Source organism: Herbidospora sakaeratensis (assembly GCF_001570525.1).
In the GTDB taxonomy this organism is placed as follows: Bacteria; Actinomycetota; Actinomycetes; order Streptosporangiales; family Streptosporangiaceae; genus Herbidospora; species Herbidospora sakaeratensis.
Window position 1 is genome coordinate 1,036,589 of record NZ_BBXC01000007.1, and the last position, 16,978, is coordinate 1,053,566.

Genomic DNA, 16,978 nt, shown 5'->3' on the forward strand with positions numbered 1-16,978 from the left:
GTCAGCCTGATTCAGTCGCCATGGACAGACTCCTCGATGTCCTGCCGGTCAACGCGCTCATGGCGCTCGTGACCGCCACGCTGTTCTTCCTGTCGCGGGGACCGGGCTGTGGCTCCCGCCGATGAGCGCGGTTGTGGTCCTAGTCGGGAGACGCAGGGTGAGCGGGCGCCGTAGGCGCGGATGAAGGTGTTGGCGCCGTCGGTCATGATCTGGCGGATGGCACCGATCGGCTGCTGATCTACGGTGAAGGCCATCTCCACAGAGTCCTGCAGGCATACGGACGGCAGTACAACCGCACTGTCCTCAGCACGAGACCGTCGGCCGCCTCAACCACCACATGCCTCGGCTCCACCCGCCGATCTCGATCAGGTCCGCCGGCAACGCCGACAGGTCCTCGACCAGTACCGGCGGGTCTGATAGACGGAGTCAATAACCGCCGTTCAGGGGCCATATCCTGGTATTTGCATCCCGCAGGGGGAGGTGGCCGAGGATTTCCGGCGCCGCGAAGCGCTCAGAACGCCTGCGACGTCACCCCGAGCAATCTCTGCGGTCGTGACCGGCTCCCGTTGTGCAAGCAGGAAGCCTTCCGGCACGTGTCGTACTCAGATCTCCGTGACCCGCCCCGCACTGACCCGCAGGCGACGGCTCACCTGCACCGCCTCGAGCATGCGCCGATCATGCGTGACCAGCAGCAGCGTGCCTGGATAGTGCGCGAGCGCCGACTCCAACTGCTCGATCGCGGGCAGGTCGAGATGGTTGGTCGGCTCGTCGAGCACGAGCAGGTTGACGCCCCGGGCCTGCAGCAACGCCAGAGCTGCCCGGGTCCGCTCGCCAGGTGACAGAGTCGCGGCCGGGCGCATCACGTGGGCGGCCTTCAACCCGAACTTGGCCAGCAGCGTACGCACCTCGGCGGGCGGCATCGGCGAGACCAGCGCCCCGAAGGCGTCCAGCAACGGCTCGCCTCCCAGGAAGAGTCCCCGTGCCTGGTCCACCTCCCCGACCACCACGCCGGGGCCGAGCGAGGACTGCCCTTCCTCAAGCGGGAGCCGGCCGAGCAACGCGGCCAGCAACGTGGACTTGCCTGTGCCGTTGGCCCCGGTGATGGCCACCCGGTCGGCCCAGCCGATCTCCAGATCGACAGGACCGAGTCTGAAGGAGCCGCGGCGGGCCACCGCCCCGCGCAGGGTGGCGACGACCGCTCCGGCGCGGGGCGCGGCGGCGATCTCCATCCGCAGTTCCCACTCCTTGCGCGGTTCCTCCGCCACCTCGAGTCGCTCGATCAGCCTTTCCGTCTGCCGGGCCTTGGCGGCCTGCTTCTCGGTCGTCTCGCCCCGGAGGTTCCGCCCGATCTTGTCGTTGTCGCTCATCTTGCGGCGCGCGTTCCTGACGCCCTTCTCCATCCATGCACGCTGGGTACGGGCGCGGGCCTCAAGCTGGGCGCGGGTCTCGGCGTACTGTTCGTACTGCTGTCTGGCGTGCGTCCGCGCGACCTCACGCTCGGACAGGTAGGCCTGGTAGCCGCCGCCGTACAGCCGAACCTGCTGCTGGGCCAGGTCGAGCTCGAGCACGCTGGTGACGGTCCTGGCGAGGAACTCGCGGTCGTGGCTGACCAGGACCGTGCCCGGGCGCAGGCCGGTCACGAATTTCTCCAGCCGGTCGAGCCCGTCGAGGTCGAGGTCGTTGGTCGGCTCGTCGAGCAGGAAGAGGTCATAGCGGCTCAGCAGCAACGAGGCGAGCCCCGCACGGGCCGCCTGGCCTCCGGACAGCGAGGTCATCGGCTGGTCGAGGCCGATTGTGAGGCCCAGGTCGGCGGCCACCTGGGCGGCGCGCTCGTCGAGGTCGGCGCCACCCAGCGAGAGCCAGCGTTCCAGGCCCGTGCTGTAGGCGTCCTCGGCGCCCGGCAGACCCTCCACCAGTGCCTGCGTGGCGGCGTCGAGGTCGCGCTGCGCCTGGGCGACGCCGGTACGTCGGGCCAGGAACAGACGGACGGTCTCGCCTGGCCGGCGCTCCGGCTCCTGGGGCAGGTGGCCGACGACCGCCGTGGCCGGGGCGAGGCTGATGCCGCCCTGCTCCGGCGCGTCGAGGCCGGCGAGCAGGCGCAGCAGCGTCGACTTGCCCGCGCCGTTGACCCCGACGAGCCCGATGACGTCGCCGGGGGCGACCACGAGGTCGAGCTCCGAGAACAGGACCCGCTCCCCGTGCCCGGCCGCGAGATCCTTCACGACGATTGTTGCGCTCATGTCCTGAACGATGGTAGCCGCCATCTCGCGCGCCACCTGTCGGTTACAACCGCAGTGACCGCCCTAGGCAGGGACTCCACTGACCGGCCCACCTCACCCAGCCCCAGTGACGAAAGCAATATCAGGCAGGCCGGAGATGAACTCATCGGCCAGGGCCGCCTTCGCCGCCGCGAAGTCAGGATGGCTGGACGGCGTCGAAGAGGGCGAGGTTCGCACCCGCCCCCAACGAGGGCATCAGGTGGGCGGCGTCGTCCAGCAGCGTCACCCGGGGACGTGGGCCCAGGTCGTGGGACACGGGCAGGACGTAAAGGGGCGGTGGACGAAAGCGGTGCCGCGGCGGAGGAGGTCGAGGACGGGAGCGGCCCAGCCGTCGAACAGAGCCAGAAGCTCTTCGGAGTGGCCTGCGGGCTGTGCGCCGACCCTGCGGTCCTCTTCCTCGACGAGCCGCTCGCCGGGGTCAGCCCGCACACCGCCGACGCGCTCCAGGAGGTCGTGCCGCGGCTGCGAGCCGGAGGGCGGACGCTCGTGATCATCGAACACAACAGCGATCTCGTCTCGACCGTGAGCGACACGGTCGTGGTGATGGAGTCCTCGCTCATCGGGCTGGGAGCCGAATCGTGATTCTCGAACTCCACGACGTCGTCTCGGGGTACGGCCGGTCGGCGAGCGTCCGCGGCGTGACCGCCGCCTTCCACGAGGGCAGCGCCACTACCGTGATCGGCCCCAACGGCACCGGGAAGTCCACGCTCATGAAGGCCGTCGGAGGTCTGCTTGTTGGCGTTCGAATGAGAACATGCCGACGCTCGGGGGCCAGGACGATCGCCGGGTCCGCGCCACGTATGGCGGGCGAGTCCATGACAGCGTTGCGATCGGAGTAGGGCGGCGTACTGGGCGCGGTATTCGGTGTGGAGCTCTGAGAGACGGTCGGCCCCCACCTCCAGAGGAGCGTCGGGGGCAGGTGCACGACGAGCGAGGAGACCTTGGTCCGAAGGAAGTGGCCGGAGCACGATGCGCCCAGAGGGCCAGGCGCGGGTGCTCCCGGGCGATGCGGCCCCCGGAGACCGCCCCGGCTCAGTTCCTCACCGTCGACGGAGGTCGCGATGGCGATGCCGCCGGCGGGGTGAGGTAGTCCACGCGGGCGGGCTTCTGGCGGTCACGCTCGCGCTGGGCGGGGGACTGCCTGGCCTATGTGGCGGTGCTGCGCTCCTCATCGCGACTGTTCGGGCCGGTGGCCTCCGACCCAACCGTCTCCCGCCTGATCACCGTGCTGGCCGAGGCCGGACCACCAGCATCACGCCTGATCCAGAAGGCGCGGGCGGCGGCACGGGAGCGGGTCTGGAAACTGGCCGGAGAAAGGGCCCCGGGCGCGGGAGGCGCGCTGATCCCGGTGGACCTGGACGCCACCCCGACCAGCACGTACACCGACGCCCGCGGCCTCACCACCGAGCTGCGCCAGCACAAGAGCGTCGGATACGACCGCACCCAGTACGGCTACACCCCGGCGGGACAGCTCTCCAGCGTGACCGACCCGGCGGGTAACCAGTGGACCTACACCTACGACCTGCGCGGCCGTAAGACCCAGGACGAGGACCCCGACAAGGGGACCACAACCTTCACGTACAACGACCTCGACCAGATCACCTCCACCACCGACGCCCGCGGCGTCACGCTCGCCTACACCTACGACACACTCGGCCGCAAGACCGGCCTCTACAAGGGCTCCGCCTCGGGCGCCAAGCTCGCCGACTGGACCTACGACACCCTGCTCAAGGGCACCCAGACGGCGTCGACCCGTTATGTCGACACACCAAACGGCGTCCAGACATACGTGACGAAGGTCGACACCTACGACGACGCCTATCGCCCCATCGCCCAGTCAGTGGTGATCCCATCGGCCGAAGGCACCAAGCTGGCCGGCACCTACCAGTACACGTTCGGCTACAACGTCGACGGGACGACAGCCCAGTACGCGATCCCCGCCGCGGGCGGGCTGCCACGCGAGCAGCTCATCACCGGCTATGACGAGCTCGGCAACCCGCTCACCACCAGCGGAATCTCCAGCTACGTCACCGAGACCCGCTACAGCAGCCTCAGCCAGCTCGAGTTGATCCGGATGCGGACGAGCGCCACCGCCAAGCAGACCGTGCGGCAGTGGAACTACGAAGCGGGCACCAACCGCGTGCAGCGGCTGGCCACCTACCGGGAAGTCGCGCCCATCATGGTCAGCGACCTGAACTATGGCTACGACACCGCCGGCAACATCACGTCGATCACCAACAAGGCGAGCCCGACCGACGCCCAGTGCTTCCAGTACGACCATCTGCGTCGCCTGACCCAGGCGTGGGCGCAAGGCACCGAAGGCTGCGCGGCCACTCCGGCGCAATCGGTGGTCGGTGGCCCGGCGCCATACTGGATGAGCTTCGGCTACGACGTCACCGGAAACCGCACCAGCGAGGTCAAGCACGCCGCCTCGGGTGACACGACGCGCACCTACTACTACCCCGCGGCCGGTGCGCCGCGCCCGCACGGGGTCACCGCGATCAGCGGCGGAGACACCTACACCTACGACGCCTCCGGCAACACGATCACTCGCAAGGCGGGTGCCGACCCGCAGCAGACACTGGACTGGGACGCCGAAGGTCATCTGTCCAAAGTCACCACGACGGCGGGTGTCACCAGCTATCTGTACGACGCCGACGGCAACCGGCTCATCCGCCGCGACCCGACGGGCACCACCCTGTACCTGCCCGACCAGGAGATCCGCCTGACGACGGCGACCAACACGACCACCTGTACCCGCTTCTACACCCACGCCGGGCAGACGGTCGCCCAGCGCGTGCTCGGCACGGTGACCTGGCTGGCCAGCGACCTGCAGGGCACCGCGAGCGCCTCGGTCGTCGGCAACGACACCCAGACCACGGCGGTCCGCCGCCAGACGCCGTTCGGCACCAGCCGAGACGCCACCACGGTGGTCTGGGCCAATGAGAAGGGCTTCGTCGGCGGCACCGCCGACCCGTCCACCTCACTGACGCACCTGGGCGCGCGCGAGTACGACCCACGCGCGGGCCGCTTCCTGTCGGTCGACCCGGTGCTGGACATCGGTGACCCGCAGCAGATGAACGGCTACAGCTACGCCGCCAACTCGCCGGTCACGTTCTCCGACCCCACCGGTCTGATCCCGGCCGACTACGCCAACGGACGGAACGGCGGCTACCGGGGCTGGCAGGCCGACGTGGCCGCCAAACAGGCCAACCGCCCGATCGTCCCGCACGCCGACTACAAGCCGATCGGCCGCTACACCGCCCATCCGGCGGCCAAACAGGGCTGCGGCACGTGGGACTTCGGGTGCAAGGCCCGCTCGGTCATCAGCGGCGCCGGCCAGTGGATCGCCGAACACAAGACAGTGATCATCTCCACGGCCGTCTCGATCGGCGTGGGCGCTCTGTGCACCACGATCACCGCGGGGGCGGGCGCCGTCGGCTGTGCCGTGCTGGGCGGCATGGCAGGACGGCTGGTCTCCGACGGGATGAGCGGCAACATCAACAGCCTGGGCGACGCCCTCACCTCAGCCGCATGGGGAGCCGGCGAAGGACTGCTCGGCCTGGGCATAGGGAAGCTGATCGGCGCCGGGGCGAGCAAAATCGGCGCAGGCTTCCGGCGCGCTCCCACCAGGGCGGCCCCGGCCTCGCCAACCCCCCGGGCGGCGACCTCCTGTACGACCAACAGTTTCACCTCCGCCACCCTGGTCCTGCTGGCAGGTGGCGCCAAACCGATCAGCGACGTCCGATTCGGCGACGAGGTCCTTGCGGCAGACCCGGCCACCGGCCACGTCGAGCCCAAGCCGGTCACCGCTCTGATCACCGGCACCGGCGCCAAACGCCTGGTCGACATCTCCGTCGGCGACGCGCCGATCATCACCGCGACCGCCGGCCATCCCTTCTGGGTGCCCGCGCTCAAGACGTGGGTGCCGGCGGAGGAACTGACCCCCGGCACGTGGCTGCAGACAGCCTCGGGCACCTACGTCCAGGTCACCGCGACCGCCCACCGGACCGCCGCCCAGCAGGTCCACAACCTGACCGTCGCCGGGCTGCACACTTACTACGTCCTGGCGGGCACGAACCCGGTTCTCGTCCACAACTGCGGAGACGCCTCCGAGGAGGTCTACCGGGTGATCAGGCCGGATGAGGACCCGACGGTCGGTCTGATGCCCAAGGACTCCACGGCGAAGGTGAGCGTCGACGAACACGTACGGTTCGGATCGCGACGTGACTTCGTCAGCCAGTACATCTCGACCACGAAGAATGAGGCGATCGCGCGGGGCTGGGCCGCCCGGTCGGGCAACCGGATAGTCGCGATCGACCTGGGTAAGGTGAAGGGCGAGATCATCGATCTCTCGACCTATCAGGACCGCGCGTACCACCTCCTTGACTGGAAGGGACGTGGATATGCGATGAAATCCGAAGAGGTCCTGATCAACGGGTCGGTCCCGCCGAACGCCGTCAGAGTGGTGGATTGATCATGAGTAACGCGGAGCGGACCCAGGCCGGACGAGAGTTACAGGAAGCAGCTGACGAGTTCATCGGCGCCCTTCGCCTCGCCCACGGAATGGACGAGACGGCTTTCGCCCGGCTGGCAGACGCGATCACCGGATTCGGGGCCGCCTGGGAGGCGGAGGAGCACCTGCCCAAATCCGCAGTGAACGCTCTGGTCGGACTGTTCTCCTGGATAGATTCGGCGAGCCACCTCTACGAAGGCGAGGAGGCCAAGCGCATCAGGCAGGCCGCCATGGAGGCCGAGACCCTGATCTTCCGCCATGTGGTCCCGGCTCGCGGCCCTGAGAGCTGACACGCCATCGCCATGAGGGCCGGGAAACCGCCAGCGGTCTCGGCCCTCATGGCGGCCCCTCTTCGGACCACGCGCGCTGAAACCCGATGGTCTCAGCGGCGCCGGATGTGCTCGCTCACATTGCCAGCCCGATCAGGCGCATGAAGTCGATTCTGTTCGGCACCTTCATGCTGACGACCTGCATCGAGGCCGCGGTCGCCGCCTCGGCGGGCTCGGGCCACAAGGTCCCGTGCAGGATGGCCAGGGTGTGAGCGGTCAGCTCCACCCGGTCGGCCTCGCGGCCGCCTCCGAGAGAGTGAACGCACGAACAATCACGACGATCCGTTCCGGGAGGAGCCGTCAAAACGGCTGCCATCCTGAAACGATGTTCCCTCGCGCGTCGGCGATTTGACCACTGCTTGACCATAAGCCGACCCGTTAGGGGAGGAACGGCACCCGTGAGCCCGCATCTGATGGGTGCTCTGTGGTCGTCACCTGCATCCGGCTTTACGCCGACGCCCTAAGCGATCTCCACGCCGCGCTGGGACGTACCAATGAGCAACCGCCGAGCAACCACAGCCGGTCTCGCCTCGCTGCCCGAGGCCCCAAACCGGGGTATAGCCACCGGTCAAATCGGGACAAGAGTGGTGGGGTGCCAGGGATCCGAACCCTGAACCTACGGATTAAAAGCGCCGCTATGGCCAGGATCGCCGATTGCACGGAAACAGATCGATGGCCCGAAGGAAGGTGGGTGTCAGCCGTCGGCCGCCCAGCTCCACGTCTTCTTCAGCACCGCCGCCACCCGCGCGAACCGCATCGGGTCGAGCACCGCCCCCTCGCGCCGGATGTCGTCCTCGTCCATCTCGAAGACGCGGTCGAGCCGGAGGAACGATGGCCGGTCGTCGCCGCCCCACACCCCCAGCGGCAGCCAGTCGGGGGAGTCGTCGCCCTTGCTCGACAACATCATGCCGAGCAGGCGGCGGCCGTGGCGGCCGACGACGAGCAGCGGGCGGTCCTTGCCGCGCGAGGGGTCCTCCTCGTAGGGGACCCACGTCCAGACCACCTCGCCCGGGTCGGCCAGGCCGTCGAGGTCGGGCGAGTACTCCATGCGGGCCGCCCGGTCGATCCGGTGGACCTCGCGGACGGCGCCCCGCGACGGGCGCGGGTCAGCTCCATGATCACGCACGATAGGAACCCTATCGGACGGTCTTCACCCAGTATGGGTCGTCATAGAGGACCGCTCCCGAATCGTCCAGAAGCTGTTCGGGCGCGGAGATGAGCGCGACCTCGCCCTCCTGCTGGAGCTGGAGCAGGACGTCGCGCACCCGGGGGCCGACCGGCAGCTTGCCCGGCGGCAGGTTGAGGCGTTCGCGCACCAGGTCGGCGAGCTCCGACAGGCGGAACGGCCGGGCCGGCAGCAGCGCCAGGACGACCCGGACGGGGATGACGGTCTCGGCTTCGGCGTGCGCCAGCTCCCACACGAGCTGCGGACCCCGTCGGCCGGTGCCGCCGCAGGCCAGGCAGCGCCGGCGCCAGCCGGGGAAGGGCTCCTCTTCGAGGGTGCCGAAGCAGGCCGTGCAGAGATTGGCCTCGGAGGCGTGGAGTTCGGCCGACATCTGGTCGGGCAGGTCGGCCCCGCAACTGCACCCCAGGGGCGCGGTCGACATGACATGGCGGGATTTTTCCTGGTTCATCTCTTGGCACTGTAGCCACTCGGAGGCCACTCGCGGCGCGACACGGCCTCTCCCGGCCGGGTGATCAAGGTGCTGTGACACCATTCCTCGTATGCGAAAAACCGGATGGCTTGTCGCGGGGGCACTGGCCGCTGGAGTCGCGTGGAAGCTGCGCGACGTCCCCGAGGCGATGGGCGCCCACCCCACCGGCGTGCGCGCCGATCGGGTCCGCCGTTCCCCGCAGTTCCGCGGCACCGCGTTCGCCAACTCGGCGCCTGCGGTCGTCACCCCGCGCGAGGAGACCGCCAAGATCCTCCGCGATCTCCTGTTCGGCCGCGAGCAGCGCCGCCCGCGCGGCGTCATCCCCGTGCTCACGCCCGCGCCCGACCCGATCAGCGACCTCGACCTCGTCTGGTACGGCCACGCGACCGTGCTGGCCGAGATCGAGGGCCGCCGGGTCATGTTCGACCCGGTGTGGAGCGACCGGTGCTCGCCGGTGCCCTTCGCCGGCCCCCGGCGCAACCACGAGCCGCCGCTGCCGATCGACATGGTGCCCCGGCTCGACGCCATCGTGATCTCCCACGACCACTACGACCACCTCGACATGCGGACCGTCCAGGCCCTCACCGGCTTCCAGGACGCGCCGTTCGTCGTCCCCCTCGGCGTGGGCGCCCACCTGGAGCGGTGGGGCGTGCCCGAGTCGCGCATCGTCGAGCTCGACTGGAACGAGAGCGTCACCATCAGGGGCCTCACCCTCACGGTCACCGAGGCCCGCCACTTCTCGGGCCGCTCCTTCACCCGCAACGGCACCCTGTGGGGCTCGTGGGTGGTGGCCGGCGAACGCCGCAAGATCTTCTACACCGGCGACTCCGGCTACTTCGAGGGGTACGCCGAGATCGGCCGCCGCCACGGCCCGTTCGACGCGGCGCTGGTCCAGATCGGCGCCTACAGCGAGAGCTGGCCCGACATCCACATGACGCCCGAGGAGGCGGTCCGGGCCCACCTCGACCTGAACGCCGGGCTGCTGGTGCCGGTCCACTGGTGCACCTTCACGCTGGCCTTCCACTCGTGGGGTGAGCCGGTCGACCGGCTGTGGCGGGAGGCGAAGGGCCGGGGCGTGCACCTGGCCGTGCCCAGGCCGGGAGAGCGGTTCGCGGTCGACGAGCCGCCGCTTGTGGACGGCTGGTGGCAGCAGATCGAATAGGCTGTCGGCTTCCGTAATCGTGAAGACCGGGGGAGTAGCCACGTGGCCGAGAAGGTCGTCCTGATCGATGATCTCGACGCGTCCGAAGGGGAAGACGTCTCGCGGCGGGAGTTCCGCCTGCTCGACAAGCTGTTCGCGATCGACCTGTCGGAGGCCAACAACGAACGCCTCGCCGAGGCCGTCGGCCTCATCGAGCTGGCGATCGAGAAGGGCCGTGAGGTCAAGCAGGCCGGGCGGGGCCGCAAGCCGGCCGAGCCGAGCAAGCTCCAGGGCTTCACCAACACCGACGTCCGCGACTGGGCCAGGGCCCAGGGCCTGGAGGTCCCCGCGCGCGGCAAACTGCCCGACGATGTGATCGACGCCTTCGTGGCGGCGCAGCGGGAGCCCGTGGAATCCTGATCGGGTGCGGATCGACCTCCACAGCCACAGCACCGCCTCCGACGGGACCGAACGCCCCGCCGAGGTGGTGTGGCGCGCCCGTGAGGCCGGTCTCGACGTGCTGGCCCTCACCGACCACGACGGCGTCGGGGGCCACGCCGAGGCGCTGGCGAACCTGCCCGACGGCCTGACCCTGGTGCCCGGCATGGAGTTGTCGTGCCGCCGCGACGGCATGAGCATCCACATGCTCGCCTACCTGTTCGACCCCGACCACCCGGGCCTGGCCCGGGAGACGGCGCTGATCCGCGAGGCCAGAGACGGCCGGGCCGCCGAGATGGTGGCCCGGCTGATCGACCTCGGCGTGCCGATCACGCTGGAGATGGTCGAGGGCATCGCGGGCGGCGGCGTCATCGGCCGGCCCCACGTGGCGCGGGCGATGCTGGCGGTCGGCGCCGTCGCCGACATCGAAGAGGCCTTCTCGAACCGCTGGATCGGCTCGGGCGGCCGCGCCCACGTGGCGCGCTACGCCCTCGATCCGATCCGCGCCGTCCAGCTGACCCGCGCCGCCGGGGGCGTGGCGGTGCTGGCCCATCCCCGGTCGGCCAAACGCGGCCGGGTGGTGCCCGACGAGTGGATCGCCGAGATGGCCGCCGCCGGGCTGACCGGCGTCGAGGTCGACCACCGCGACCACACCACGACGGCCCGCGAGGAGCTGCGCGGCCTGGCCAAGGACCTCGGCCTGGTCGTGACGGGGTCGAGCGACGACCACGGCGCGCTGACCGGCCACCGCCTGGGCTGCGAGACCACCGCGCCCGAGGCCTACGAGGCGCTGCTCGACGCCCGGCCGTAGTCCTTGAGCGTGATCGCGGTCGCCGCCGTGCGGATCGGCTCGGTGACCCGCTTGATCATGGTGTCCCGGCCGGGCAGGTAGGGCATCAGGCGCAGCAGGAACATCTGGAACCGGATCTGCGCGGCCGACTTCAGCACCATGCCCTTGAGGTTGGCCGGAGCGAGCTTCTGGTTCTCCTCGACGAAGTGCCGCAGGTCGTCCTCGTAGGCGGCGAACGCGGCCCGGTGGTCTCCGCCCGCGGCGGCGAGTGAGCCCGCCAGCACGTACGCGCCGACCAGGGCCAGGCTGGTGCCCTGACCCGAGGCGGGGGAGGGCCCGTAGGCGGCGTCGCCGACCAGCACCACCCGGCCGGACGACCAGCGGTCCATGCGTACCTGGCTGATCGAGTCGAAGTAGAAGTCGGGCGCGCCGGCGGCGGCGTCGAGCAGCCGGGGCACCTCCCAGCCCTGCCCGGCGAAGACCTCCGCGAGCAGCGCCCGCTGCCCGGCGACGTCCTTGCGGTCGTAGGCGAGCGGGGGCGAGGCGAACAGGAACATCGCCGTGGCGTCGGCGCCGCGTGCGGTGCTGTACATGCCCGCGCTGCGGCCCGGCGCGGGGTGCATCATCTCGGTGCGGTCGAGCCCGAGGTGGTTCGGCACGGTGCAGATCGAGATGTAGTGCCCCAGGTCGTGGACGTAGGAGGACTCCGCGCCGAAGGCCAGCGCCCGCACGTTGGAGTGCAGCCCGTCGGCGCCGACCACCAGGTCGAAGGTGCGCGGGGGCGCGTTCTCGAAGGTGACCCGCACGCCGTCGGCCGTCTCCTCCAGCGCGGTGACGGAGTCGTCGAAGAGGTACTCGACGTCGTCCCTGGTGGCGTCGTGGAGGATGCGCGCCAGGTCGCCGCGCATGATCTCGACGTCGTCACCCTCGCGTCCGCCGAACAACTCAGCGCTCATGGTGGCCCGCTGCCGGCCGGTTGCGTCCACGAACCGCGCGATCCGCATGTCGGTGCCGTGCCGGGCGACCTCCTCGCGGAGCCCCATGCGGTCGACGACCTCCAGCGCCGCTCCGCGCACGTCGATCTTGTAGCCGCCGGTCCGCAGGGCGGGGGCGCGCTCCACGACGGTCGGGGTGAAGCCGTGCCTCCGCAACCAGAAGGCCAGCGCGGACCCGGCGACGCTGCCGCCGGAGATGAGGATGTTCGTCATGCCACGAACTGTACAAACGTCTAGGACGATTGTGCAAGACGTTTGTGCTACGCTGCTGAGCATGGGAAATCGGGAAGATCTGCTCGCCGGGGCGAAATTGTGCTTGATGGAGAAGGGCTACGCGGGCACCACTTCCCGCAACATCGCCGAGGCGGCCGGCACCAGCCTCGCGGCCATCGGCTACCACTTCCGGTCGACGAAGGCGCTGCTGAACGAGGCCCTCATCGAGGCGATGGAAGACTGGGGCAAGGAGATCGAACGGGCCCTGTCGACCGAGGCCCCGCCCGGCACCACACCCCTGGAGCGCTTCGAGGCGATCTGGACGCAGATCATCGAGTCCTACGTCCGCCTCCGGCCCCTCTGGGCCATCCAGTTCGAACTCGTCGCGCAGATGGACCGGCTGCCCGAGGTGCGCGAGGCGTTCGCGAGCGCCAACCGGCAGGCCCGGCTGGGGCTGGCGGCGCTCTTCGAGAACCTCGACCCCGAGGCCGACGAGCGCAAGGCGATGGCGGTGGGGGCGTTCTACCAGGCGCTGCTCGGCGGGCTGGCCACCCAGTGGCTGGTCGACCCCGACAGCGCGCCCTCAGCCCAGGACCTGGTCGAGGCCCTGCGCACGATCACGGCCGGGCAGTACGCGCGGTGATCGTGTCGCGCCGAGCCGGGCAGCGGCCGGAGAGCAGCACGACAGCCGCGCTGTGAGCACTTCCTGCCGTGACAGGAGTCCTCATGAACAGACTGACCGCGAGCCTGGCCGGCGGGCTGCCGGTCACCGGCGCGATGAGCGCCGTCATCCTGGCCGAACACCCGCCCAAACGGGTGTGCCGCCCCTCCGCGTCTCAGATCTTCTTCCGTTACGGCTCCGCCTGGCCGGCCCCGCCCGCCGCAGCGCGTCGCGGCCCTGTGCGGGGCGGCAACCACCCGCTGCGGTGCCGCGCCGTCACGGCTTGCAGAGCCTGAACAGAGTTGCTCACCGCGTGCCAACGGGTCACCCAGAAGGGGCATGTTTGCCCATGTCGCCGCAGGTAGGACCCGGACCATGACTCACGAGCCCGGATCGCCCGGGGGGATGACCTCGGGAGAGGTCGACAGCCGCAGTGAGCCGGCCAAGTGGATCAGCGGGACGCAGGTGTTCCCGGCCGACCGCGAGGCCCTGCTGAAGCAGGCCCGGTCGTGGGGGGCGACCGAACCCGTTCCTGGTGCAGCAGGATGCGGTCGACGAACCCGCCGCGCCCCGCGCCGAGCACGATCCCGGGCGATCTCAAACTCACGACGGCCGCTCCCGCCTCTCCGTTACAAGATCACGTGCACCCTGCTCCCCGGGACGCGACCGCGCGGCGGGAGCGGCCCCGGCTCACATACGGTCCCTGGCCTGGTCCGCCGTGGTGTGGGCCGCCTCGCCGGCCGTCTGCCGGACCTTCTCGGCGGCCTGCTGGGCCGTCTCCTTGACCTCGTGGCCGAGCGACTGGGCGCTGTCCCTCATCTGGTCGACGACCGGCTGCACGTACTTGCCGACCTGGGCGGCGGCGCGCTTCTCCGCGCGGCTCTCCGGGATGAGGGCGGCGGCCAGCGCGCCGACGCCGAAGGCGACCAGCCCGGCGGCCAGCGGGTTGCCCCGGGTCCCGCGCATCGCCTGGTGCGGCGTGTTCCTGAGCGTCTCGCCCGCTTCGGCGAGGTTGTCCTGCACGGTCCCGGCCGCGTGCCCGGTGGTGCCCATGACGCGCTCCTTGATGGTTCGGGTGGTGGTCCGGATGCCCTCGGTGCGCCGGCGCATGATCTGCCGGGGGCTCGTGTGCTCCCCGATCCGGTCGACGTCCCGGGCGATCTCGGCGCGGGTCCGCTCGATGTCGCGTTTCAGCTCGTCCGGTCGCGCATCCACTGGGCGTCCTCCTTCAGGGTCTGAACGGTCTTCTCCGGTACGGGGTTGATCTCCCGCGCCTGGCGGCGGGCTCGGGCGTACATGGCCGCGGCCGCGCCACCCCACAGGACGGCGACGACGAACGCGGCCCACCCGGCGTCGATGACGGCGTCGAGCGCCCACACGACGGCCAGGCTCAGGAAGATGGCCGCCATCCAGCCGGCCACGCCCGCGCCGCCGAACAGCCCGGCCGCCTTGCCCGCCTTGGCCGCTTCGGCCCTGATCTCCGTCTTGGCCAGCTCGACCTCCTGCCGGAACAGGGTCGACAGGTCGCCCCCGAGCCGCCCCACCAGTTCGCCGAGCGTGGGCTCCGGCCTGACGGGACCGCTCATCGCAGATCCTCGTCGGTGCGCCGGGTGGCCGGGTCGGGGGCGGGCGTGCCGTAATCGGTCGGGTAGCTCTGGCCGGGGGCGGGCGGGGTCCGATCGGTCGCCGGGAAGGCGGGCGTGGTGTAGTCGGTGGGGTAGGTCGTGACCGGGCCGGTCGTTCCTGAACCGGTAGAGCCGGTCGATCTTGAGCCGGTTGGTCCTGAGCCGGCCGATTCCGAGCCGGTGGATGCGGAGCCGGTCGAGGTCGAGCCGGTCGGTTCCCAGCCGGACGTGCCTTCGGTGCTCGCCTTCGCGACGCGGCCGATCAGGAAGCCGGCCGCCAGGGCGGTCGCCAGGAACACGCCGGGGCGGCGGCGGGCGAAGTCCTGCAGGTCGCCCGTCGCGCCGCCCAGGCCGCGGTCCTCCAGGTAGTCGGCGGCCCGGTGGCCGGTGCCGGCGACCTGCTGGAGCACGCCGTGGACGGGGCTGTCGGGCTTGCCGCTCTCGGTCATGCCGGACAGGTCGTCGGCCCACTGCCGCAGGCTCCGCGCGGCTCGCCGGGTCTGGGAGTCGGCCTCGTCGCGGACCCGTCCGCGCAACTGGTGCGCGGCCTGGCCCGCCTGGGTCCTGATCTCGTCGCCGACCTGGCGGGCCTGCTCCTTCGCCGTCCGCGCGGTGTCCGCGGTGGCCTCCTTGGCGCGGCCGACGGCGCCGGGGGTGGTCTGTTCACTCATGAGGGCTCCTGCGTCGTAAGTGGATCTCATCGAGGGACGCCTCTAGGCGCGGCCGCGTGTGCCCTCGCCCGCACGGGAGAGGACGACGCCGAGGGTGACCATGCCCAGGCCCAGTACGAGGTGCAGCCAGTTGTCGGCGGTGTTGAGAGGGACGAAGTTGGCGTCGCTCTCGTGTCCGACGAGGAGGCCGTACACCAGCAGGAGCAGGTAGACGACGCCGCCGCCGATCAGGAACGCCCGGGAGGCGGCCCAGGAGCGGTAGGCGGCGATGCCGGCCAGGCCGAACAGCAGATGCACGATGTTGTGCAGGATCGACACCTGGAAGACGCCGAGGAGCAGCGCCTCGGAGTGGTGCCCGGCGAATTCCATCGCCTCGTAGTTCGTGGTGACGCCCGGCACGAAGCCGAGCAGTCCCACCAGCAGGAAGACCACACCCGTGATGAGGGCGGCGCGGCGCAGCGGTAAGCGGGTGCGGGGGGAGACAGAGGTGTTCACGAGTCCTCCTACGACATGACGTCGATCGGACGGTCTCGACAGCGCGACTGATGTGCTGGTCCCCGAGCGCTACCCGGCGATGTCGGCCTCAATCGTCATGGCCCACATCCACCGGGCGGAGACCCGCCGCCAACACCGACCGTTCGGCGGGGCGTCTGGCGTAGCCGCGGAGGGGGTTCCGCGCTGTACGCCAGACAACTTCGCAGGTGGTGGGTCAGGACGGGAAGTCCTTCGGGTTGACGCCGGACGTGCGGGCGTTGCCGCCCTTGACGGGGTTGAGGGTGAGGGTCCAGATGGTCGACTGGGTGGCGGTCGTGCTGAACCTCAGGCGGTCGTTGAAGCGCTGGTAGGAGGCGCTCTTGGTGAACTTGCGCTTCGACGTGCTGAACCGGTAGCCGGTGGTGAAGTAGACGGTGTAGTTGCCGTCGTCGACCCGCTTGAAGCTCGCGGTCGACTTCGCGCGGACGTACAGGCTGAACGCCTTGGTCTTGCCGCGGACGAGCGTGACGACGCCGTCCTTGGCGGTGCCGTTCTTGATCTTCAGGACGCCCTCTCCGCCGCTGACGCGGTCGTAGAGGACCTTCCCGTTGCCCGGCCGCGCCGCGGCGGCGGTCTGGGAGACCGTGGCCGACTCCTGGACGGAGGCGGCGGCCGGCGTGACGGCGTAACCGGTCAGGAGAGCGGATGTCAGGATCGCTCCCGCGAGGGGACGTAATGAGAACATTGCGCCAGAATGGCGAAGTTCGGTCGGCCGGTCAACGCGCTTTCGGCCCGGGGAAACGCCCGGCCTGAACACGGAAACGACCTGCCCGGCGCGAGATTCTCGTAGGCCCACCTGCTCTGTCCTGCGCCGGAAATCCGCCGGGAAACAGGCACGGGCAGGACATCTCCCGGGTTCTCCGCGACAGCGGAAAAGATCGTCCGAACGGTGATCAACTCGTCGATCCATGGGCAGTACCGACGACCGTCGTCGTCCCGGGAAGTGGTCGGCGTTTCCGTCCGGAGGTGTCTGACATGGCCGTTTTCGAGCTGATCTGCTACCTGATCGCGTTCGTCCTGTTCATCCTGGCCGCGCTCAACGTCGGCGCGCGTTTCAACCTGGTGGCGGCGGGGCTCGCGGCGGCCGTCCTGCCGACCCTGGTCGACGCGTTCAACGCCCTGAGCTGAGCC

General features: G+C 70.1%; 20 protein-coding genes. 10 read left to right on the plus strand and 10 right to left on the minus strand.

What is annotated here, in order from left to right; genetic code table 11:
* Positions 1 to 602: 602 nt before the first annotated feature.
* Positions 603 to 2,240, minus strand: coding sequence for an ABC-F family ATP-binding cassette domain-containing protein (locus tag AW271_RS04240; RefSeq protein WP_062331971.1), 1,638 nt, complete (start codon positions 2,238 to 2,240; stop codon positions 603 to 605).
* Positions 2,241 to 2,555: 315 nt separating this feature from the next.
* Between AW271_RS04240 and AW271_RS40545 the strand changes: the two genes are divergently transcribed.
* The 4 genes from AW271_RS40545 to AW271_RS04260 all read left to right on the plus strand — a co-directional run bounded on the left by AW271_RS40545 (position 2,556) and on the right by AW271_RS04260 (position 7,085).
* Positions 2,556 to 2,861, plus strand: a complete 306-nt coding sequence (locus AW271_RS40545; protein ID WP_062331974.1) for a P-loop NTPase family protein — start codon at positions 2,556 to 2,558, stop codon at positions 2,859 to 2,861.
* Between the two features lie 92 nt (positions 2,862 to 2,953).
* The gene (locus AW271_RS43070; RefSeq protein WP_369408308.1) at positions 2,954 to 3,118 is read left to right on the plus strand and encodes a hypothetical protein; all 165 of its coding nucleotides are present in this window, start codon (positions 2,954 to 2,956) and stop codon (positions 3,116 to 3,118) included.
* A 350-nt stretch (positions 3,119 to 3,468) separates the two neighbouring features.
* Positions 3,469 to 6,756 carry an RHS repeat-associated core domain-containing protein gene (locus AW271_RS04255; RefSeq protein ID WP_169806277.1) on the plus strand — a complete coding sequence of 1,096 codons (3,288 nt, stop codon included), beginning with the start codon at positions 3,469 to 3,471 and terminating at the stop codon, positions 6,754 to 6,756.
* A gap of 2 nt (positions 6,757 to 6,758) precedes the next feature.
* Entirely contained in the window at positions 6,759 to 7,085 is a 327-nt protein-coding gene (locus AW271_RS04260) for a hypothetical protein (RefSeq protein ID WP_062331983.1), read from the plus strand.
* Between the two features lie 115 nt (positions 7,086 to 7,200).
* Here AW271_RS04260 and AW271_RS40555 read toward each other — a convergent pair whose 3' ends face one another.
* The 3 genes from AW271_RS40555 to AW271_RS04270 all read right to left on the minus strand — a co-directional run bounded on the left by AW271_RS40555 (position 7,201) and on the right by AW271_RS04270 (position 8,758).
* The gene (locus AW271_RS40555) at positions 7,201 to 7,350 is read right to left on the minus strand and encodes a hypothetical protein (protein WP_169806278.1); all 150 of its coding nucleotides are present in this window, start codon (positions 7,348 to 7,350) and stop codon (positions 7,201 to 7,203) included.
* Between the two features lie 468 nt (positions 7,351 to 7,818).
* Positions 7,819 to 8,250, minus strand: a complete 432-nt coding sequence (locus AW271_RS04265) for a type II toxin-antitoxin system PemK/MazF family toxin (protein WP_062331986.1) — start codon at positions 8,248 to 8,250, stop codon at positions 7,819 to 7,821.
* Between the two features lie 10 nt (positions 8,251 to 8,260).
* A complete protein-coding gene (locus AW271_RS04270; RefSeq protein WP_062331989.1) occupies positions 8,261 to 8,758 on the minus strand; it encodes a hypothetical protein in 498 nt (165 codons plus the stop codon).
* Positions 8,759 to 8,849: 91 nt separating this feature from the next.
* Between AW271_RS04270 and AW271_RS04275 the strand changes: the two genes are divergently transcribed.
* Genes AW271_RS04275 through AW271_RS04285 form a run of 3 tightly spaced genes read left to right on the plus strand, consistent with a single transcriptional unit; the run spans position 8,850 to position 11,169 of the window.
* Positions 8,850 to 9,941 carry an MBL fold metallo-hydrolase gene (locus AW271_RS04275; protein WP_062331992.1) on the plus strand — a complete coding sequence of 364 codons (1,092 nt, stop codon included), beginning with the start codon at positions 8,850 to 8,852 and terminating at the stop codon, positions 9,939 to 9,941.
* A 42-nt stretch (positions 9,942 to 9,983) separates the two neighbouring features.
* The gene (locus AW271_RS04280; protein WP_062331995.1) at positions 9,984 to 10,340 is read left to right on the plus strand and encodes an Lsr2 dimerization domain-containing protein; all 357 of its coding nucleotides are present in this window, start codon (positions 9,984 to 9,986) and stop codon (positions 10,338 to 10,340) included.
* 4 nt (positions 10,341 to 10,344) lie between these two features.
* Positions 10,345 to 11,169, plus strand: a complete 825-nt coding sequence (locus tag AW271_RS04285) for a PHP domain-containing protein (RefSeq protein ID WP_062331998.1) — start codon at positions 10,345 to 10,347, stop codon at positions 11,167 to 11,169.
* On the opposite strand, the gene AW271_RS04290 is transcribed toward AW271_RS04285, so the two are convergent.
* Positions 11,139 to 12,356 carry an FAD-dependent monooxygenase gene (locus AW271_RS04290; RefSeq protein ID WP_062332001.1) on the minus strand — a complete coding sequence of 406 codons (1,218 nt, stop codon included), beginning with the start codon at positions 12,354 to 12,356 and terminating at the stop codon, positions 11,139 to 11,141. The two genes, AW271_RS04285 and AW271_RS04290, sit on opposite strands and share 31 nt — an antisense overlap.
* Positions 12,357 to 12,417: 61 nt before the next feature.
* On the opposite strand from AW271_RS04290, the gene AW271_RS04295 reads away from it, so the two are divergent.
* Complete coding sequence (locus AW271_RS04295) at positions 12,418 to 12,999, plus strand: TetR/AcrR family transcriptional regulator (RefSeq protein WP_062332004.1); 582 nt, start codon at positions 12,418 to 12,420, stop codon at positions 12,997 to 12,999.
* A gap of 83 nt (positions 13,000 to 13,082) precedes the next feature.
* Positions 13,083 to 13,313 (plus strand): hypothetical protein, encoded by a 231-nt coding sequence (locus AW271_RS04300; RefSeq protein WP_062332007.1) that lies wholly within the window; start codon positions 13,083 to 13,085, stop codon positions 13,311 to 13,313.
* A 394-nt stretch (positions 13,314 to 13,707) separates the two neighbouring features.
* On the opposite strand, the gene AW271_RS04305 is transcribed toward AW271_RS04300, so the two are convergent.
* The 5 genes from AW271_RS04305 to AW271_RS04325 form a co-directional block, all read right to left on the minus strand.
* Entirely contained in the window at positions 13,708 to 14,232 is a 525-nt protein-coding gene (locus AW271_RS04305; RefSeq protein WP_062332010.1) for a DUF3618 domain-containing protein, read from the minus strand.
* Positions 14,208 to 14,603 (minus strand): phage holin family protein, encoded by a 396-nt coding sequence (locus AW271_RS04310; RefSeq protein ID WP_062332013.1) that lies wholly within the window; start codon positions 14,601 to 14,603, stop codon positions 14,208 to 14,210. The genes AW271_RS04305 and AW271_RS04310 overlap by 25 nt, the downstream gene beginning before the upstream one ends.
* Positions 14,600 to 15,313 (minus strand): ATP synthase subunit B family protein, encoded by a 714-nt coding sequence (locus AW271_RS04315; RefSeq protein ID WP_062332016.1) that lies wholly within the window; start codon positions 15,311 to 15,313, stop codon positions 14,600 to 14,602. Before AW271_RS04315 ends, AW271_RS04310 begins: the two co-directional genes overlap by 4 nt.
* 42 nt (positions 15,314 to 15,355) lie before the next feature.
* Positions 15,356 to 15,808, minus strand: coding sequence for a DUF4383 domain-containing protein (locus AW271_RS04320; RefSeq protein WP_062332019.1), 453 nt, complete (start codon positions 15,806 to 15,808; stop codon positions 15,356 to 15,358).
* Between the two features lie 214 nt (positions 15,809 to 16,022).
* The gene (locus tag AW271_RS04325; RefSeq protein ID WP_062332022.1) at positions 16,023 to 16,532 is read right to left on the minus strand and encodes a hypothetical protein; all 510 of its coding nucleotides are present in this window, start codon (positions 16,530 to 16,532) and stop codon (positions 16,023 to 16,025) included.
* A gap of 290 nt (positions 16,533 to 16,822) precedes the next feature.
* Between AW271_RS04325 and AW271_RS39430 the strand changes: the two genes are divergently transcribed.
* The gene (locus AW271_RS39430; RefSeq protein ID WP_157553892.1) at positions 16,823 to 16,975 is read left to right on the plus strand and encodes a hypothetical protein; all 153 of its coding nucleotides are present in this window, start codon (positions 16,823 to 16,825) and stop codon (positions 16,973 to 16,975) included.
* Positions 16,976 to 16,978: the final 3 nt, after the last annotated feature.

What these genes read in the sequence shown, in the direction of transcription:
- AW271_RS04325 (WP_062332022.1), bottom strand. Translation starts at nt 16,532, where the DNA reads ATGTTCTCATTACGTCCCCTCGCGGGAGCGATCCTGACATCCGCTCTC.
- AW271_RS04270 (WP_062331989.1), bottom strand. Translation starts at nt 8,758, where the DNA reads ATGAACCAGGAAAAATCCCGCCATGTCATGTCGACCGCGCCCCTGGGG.
- AW271_RS04300 (WP_062332007.1), top strand. Translation starts at nt 13,083, where the DNA reads ATGAACAGACTGACCGCGAGCCTGGCCGGCGGGCTGCCGGTCACCGGC.
- AW271_RS04260 (WP_062331983.1), top strand. Translation starts at nt 6,759, where the DNA reads ATGAGTAACGCGGAGCGGACCCAGGCCGGACGAGAGTTACAGGAAGCA.
- AW271_RS04290 (WP_062332001.1), bottom strand. Translation starts at nt 12,356, where the DNA reads ATGACGAACATCCTCATCTCCGGCGGCAGCGTCGCCGGGTCCGCGCTG.
- AW271_RS04275 (WP_062331992.1), top strand. Translation starts at nt 8,850, where the DNA reads ATGCGAAAAACCGGATGGCTTGTCGCGGGGGCACTGGCCGCTGGAGTC.
- AW271_RS04295 (WP_062332004.1), top strand. Translation starts at nt 12,418, where the DNA reads ATGGGAAATCGGGAAGATCTGCTCGCCGGGGCGAAATTGTGCTTGATG.
- AW271_RS04315 (WP_062332016.1), bottom strand. Translation starts at nt 15,313, where the DNA reads ATGAGTGAACAGACCACCCCCGGCGCCGTCGGCCGCGCCAAGGAGGCC.
- AW271_RS04240 (WP_062331971.1), bottom strand. Translation starts at nt 2,240, where the DNA reads ATGAGCGCAACAATCGTCGTGAAGGATCTCGCGGCCGGGCACGGGGAG.
- AW271_RS04310 (WP_062332013.1), bottom strand. Translation starts at nt 14,603, where the DNA reads ATGAGCGGTCCCGTCAGGCCGGAGCCCACGCTCGGCGAACTGGTGGGG.
- AW271_RS39430 (WP_157553892.1), top strand. Translation starts at nt 16,823, where the DNA reads ATGGCCGTTTTCGAGCTGATCTGCTACCTGATCGCGTTCGTCCTGTTC.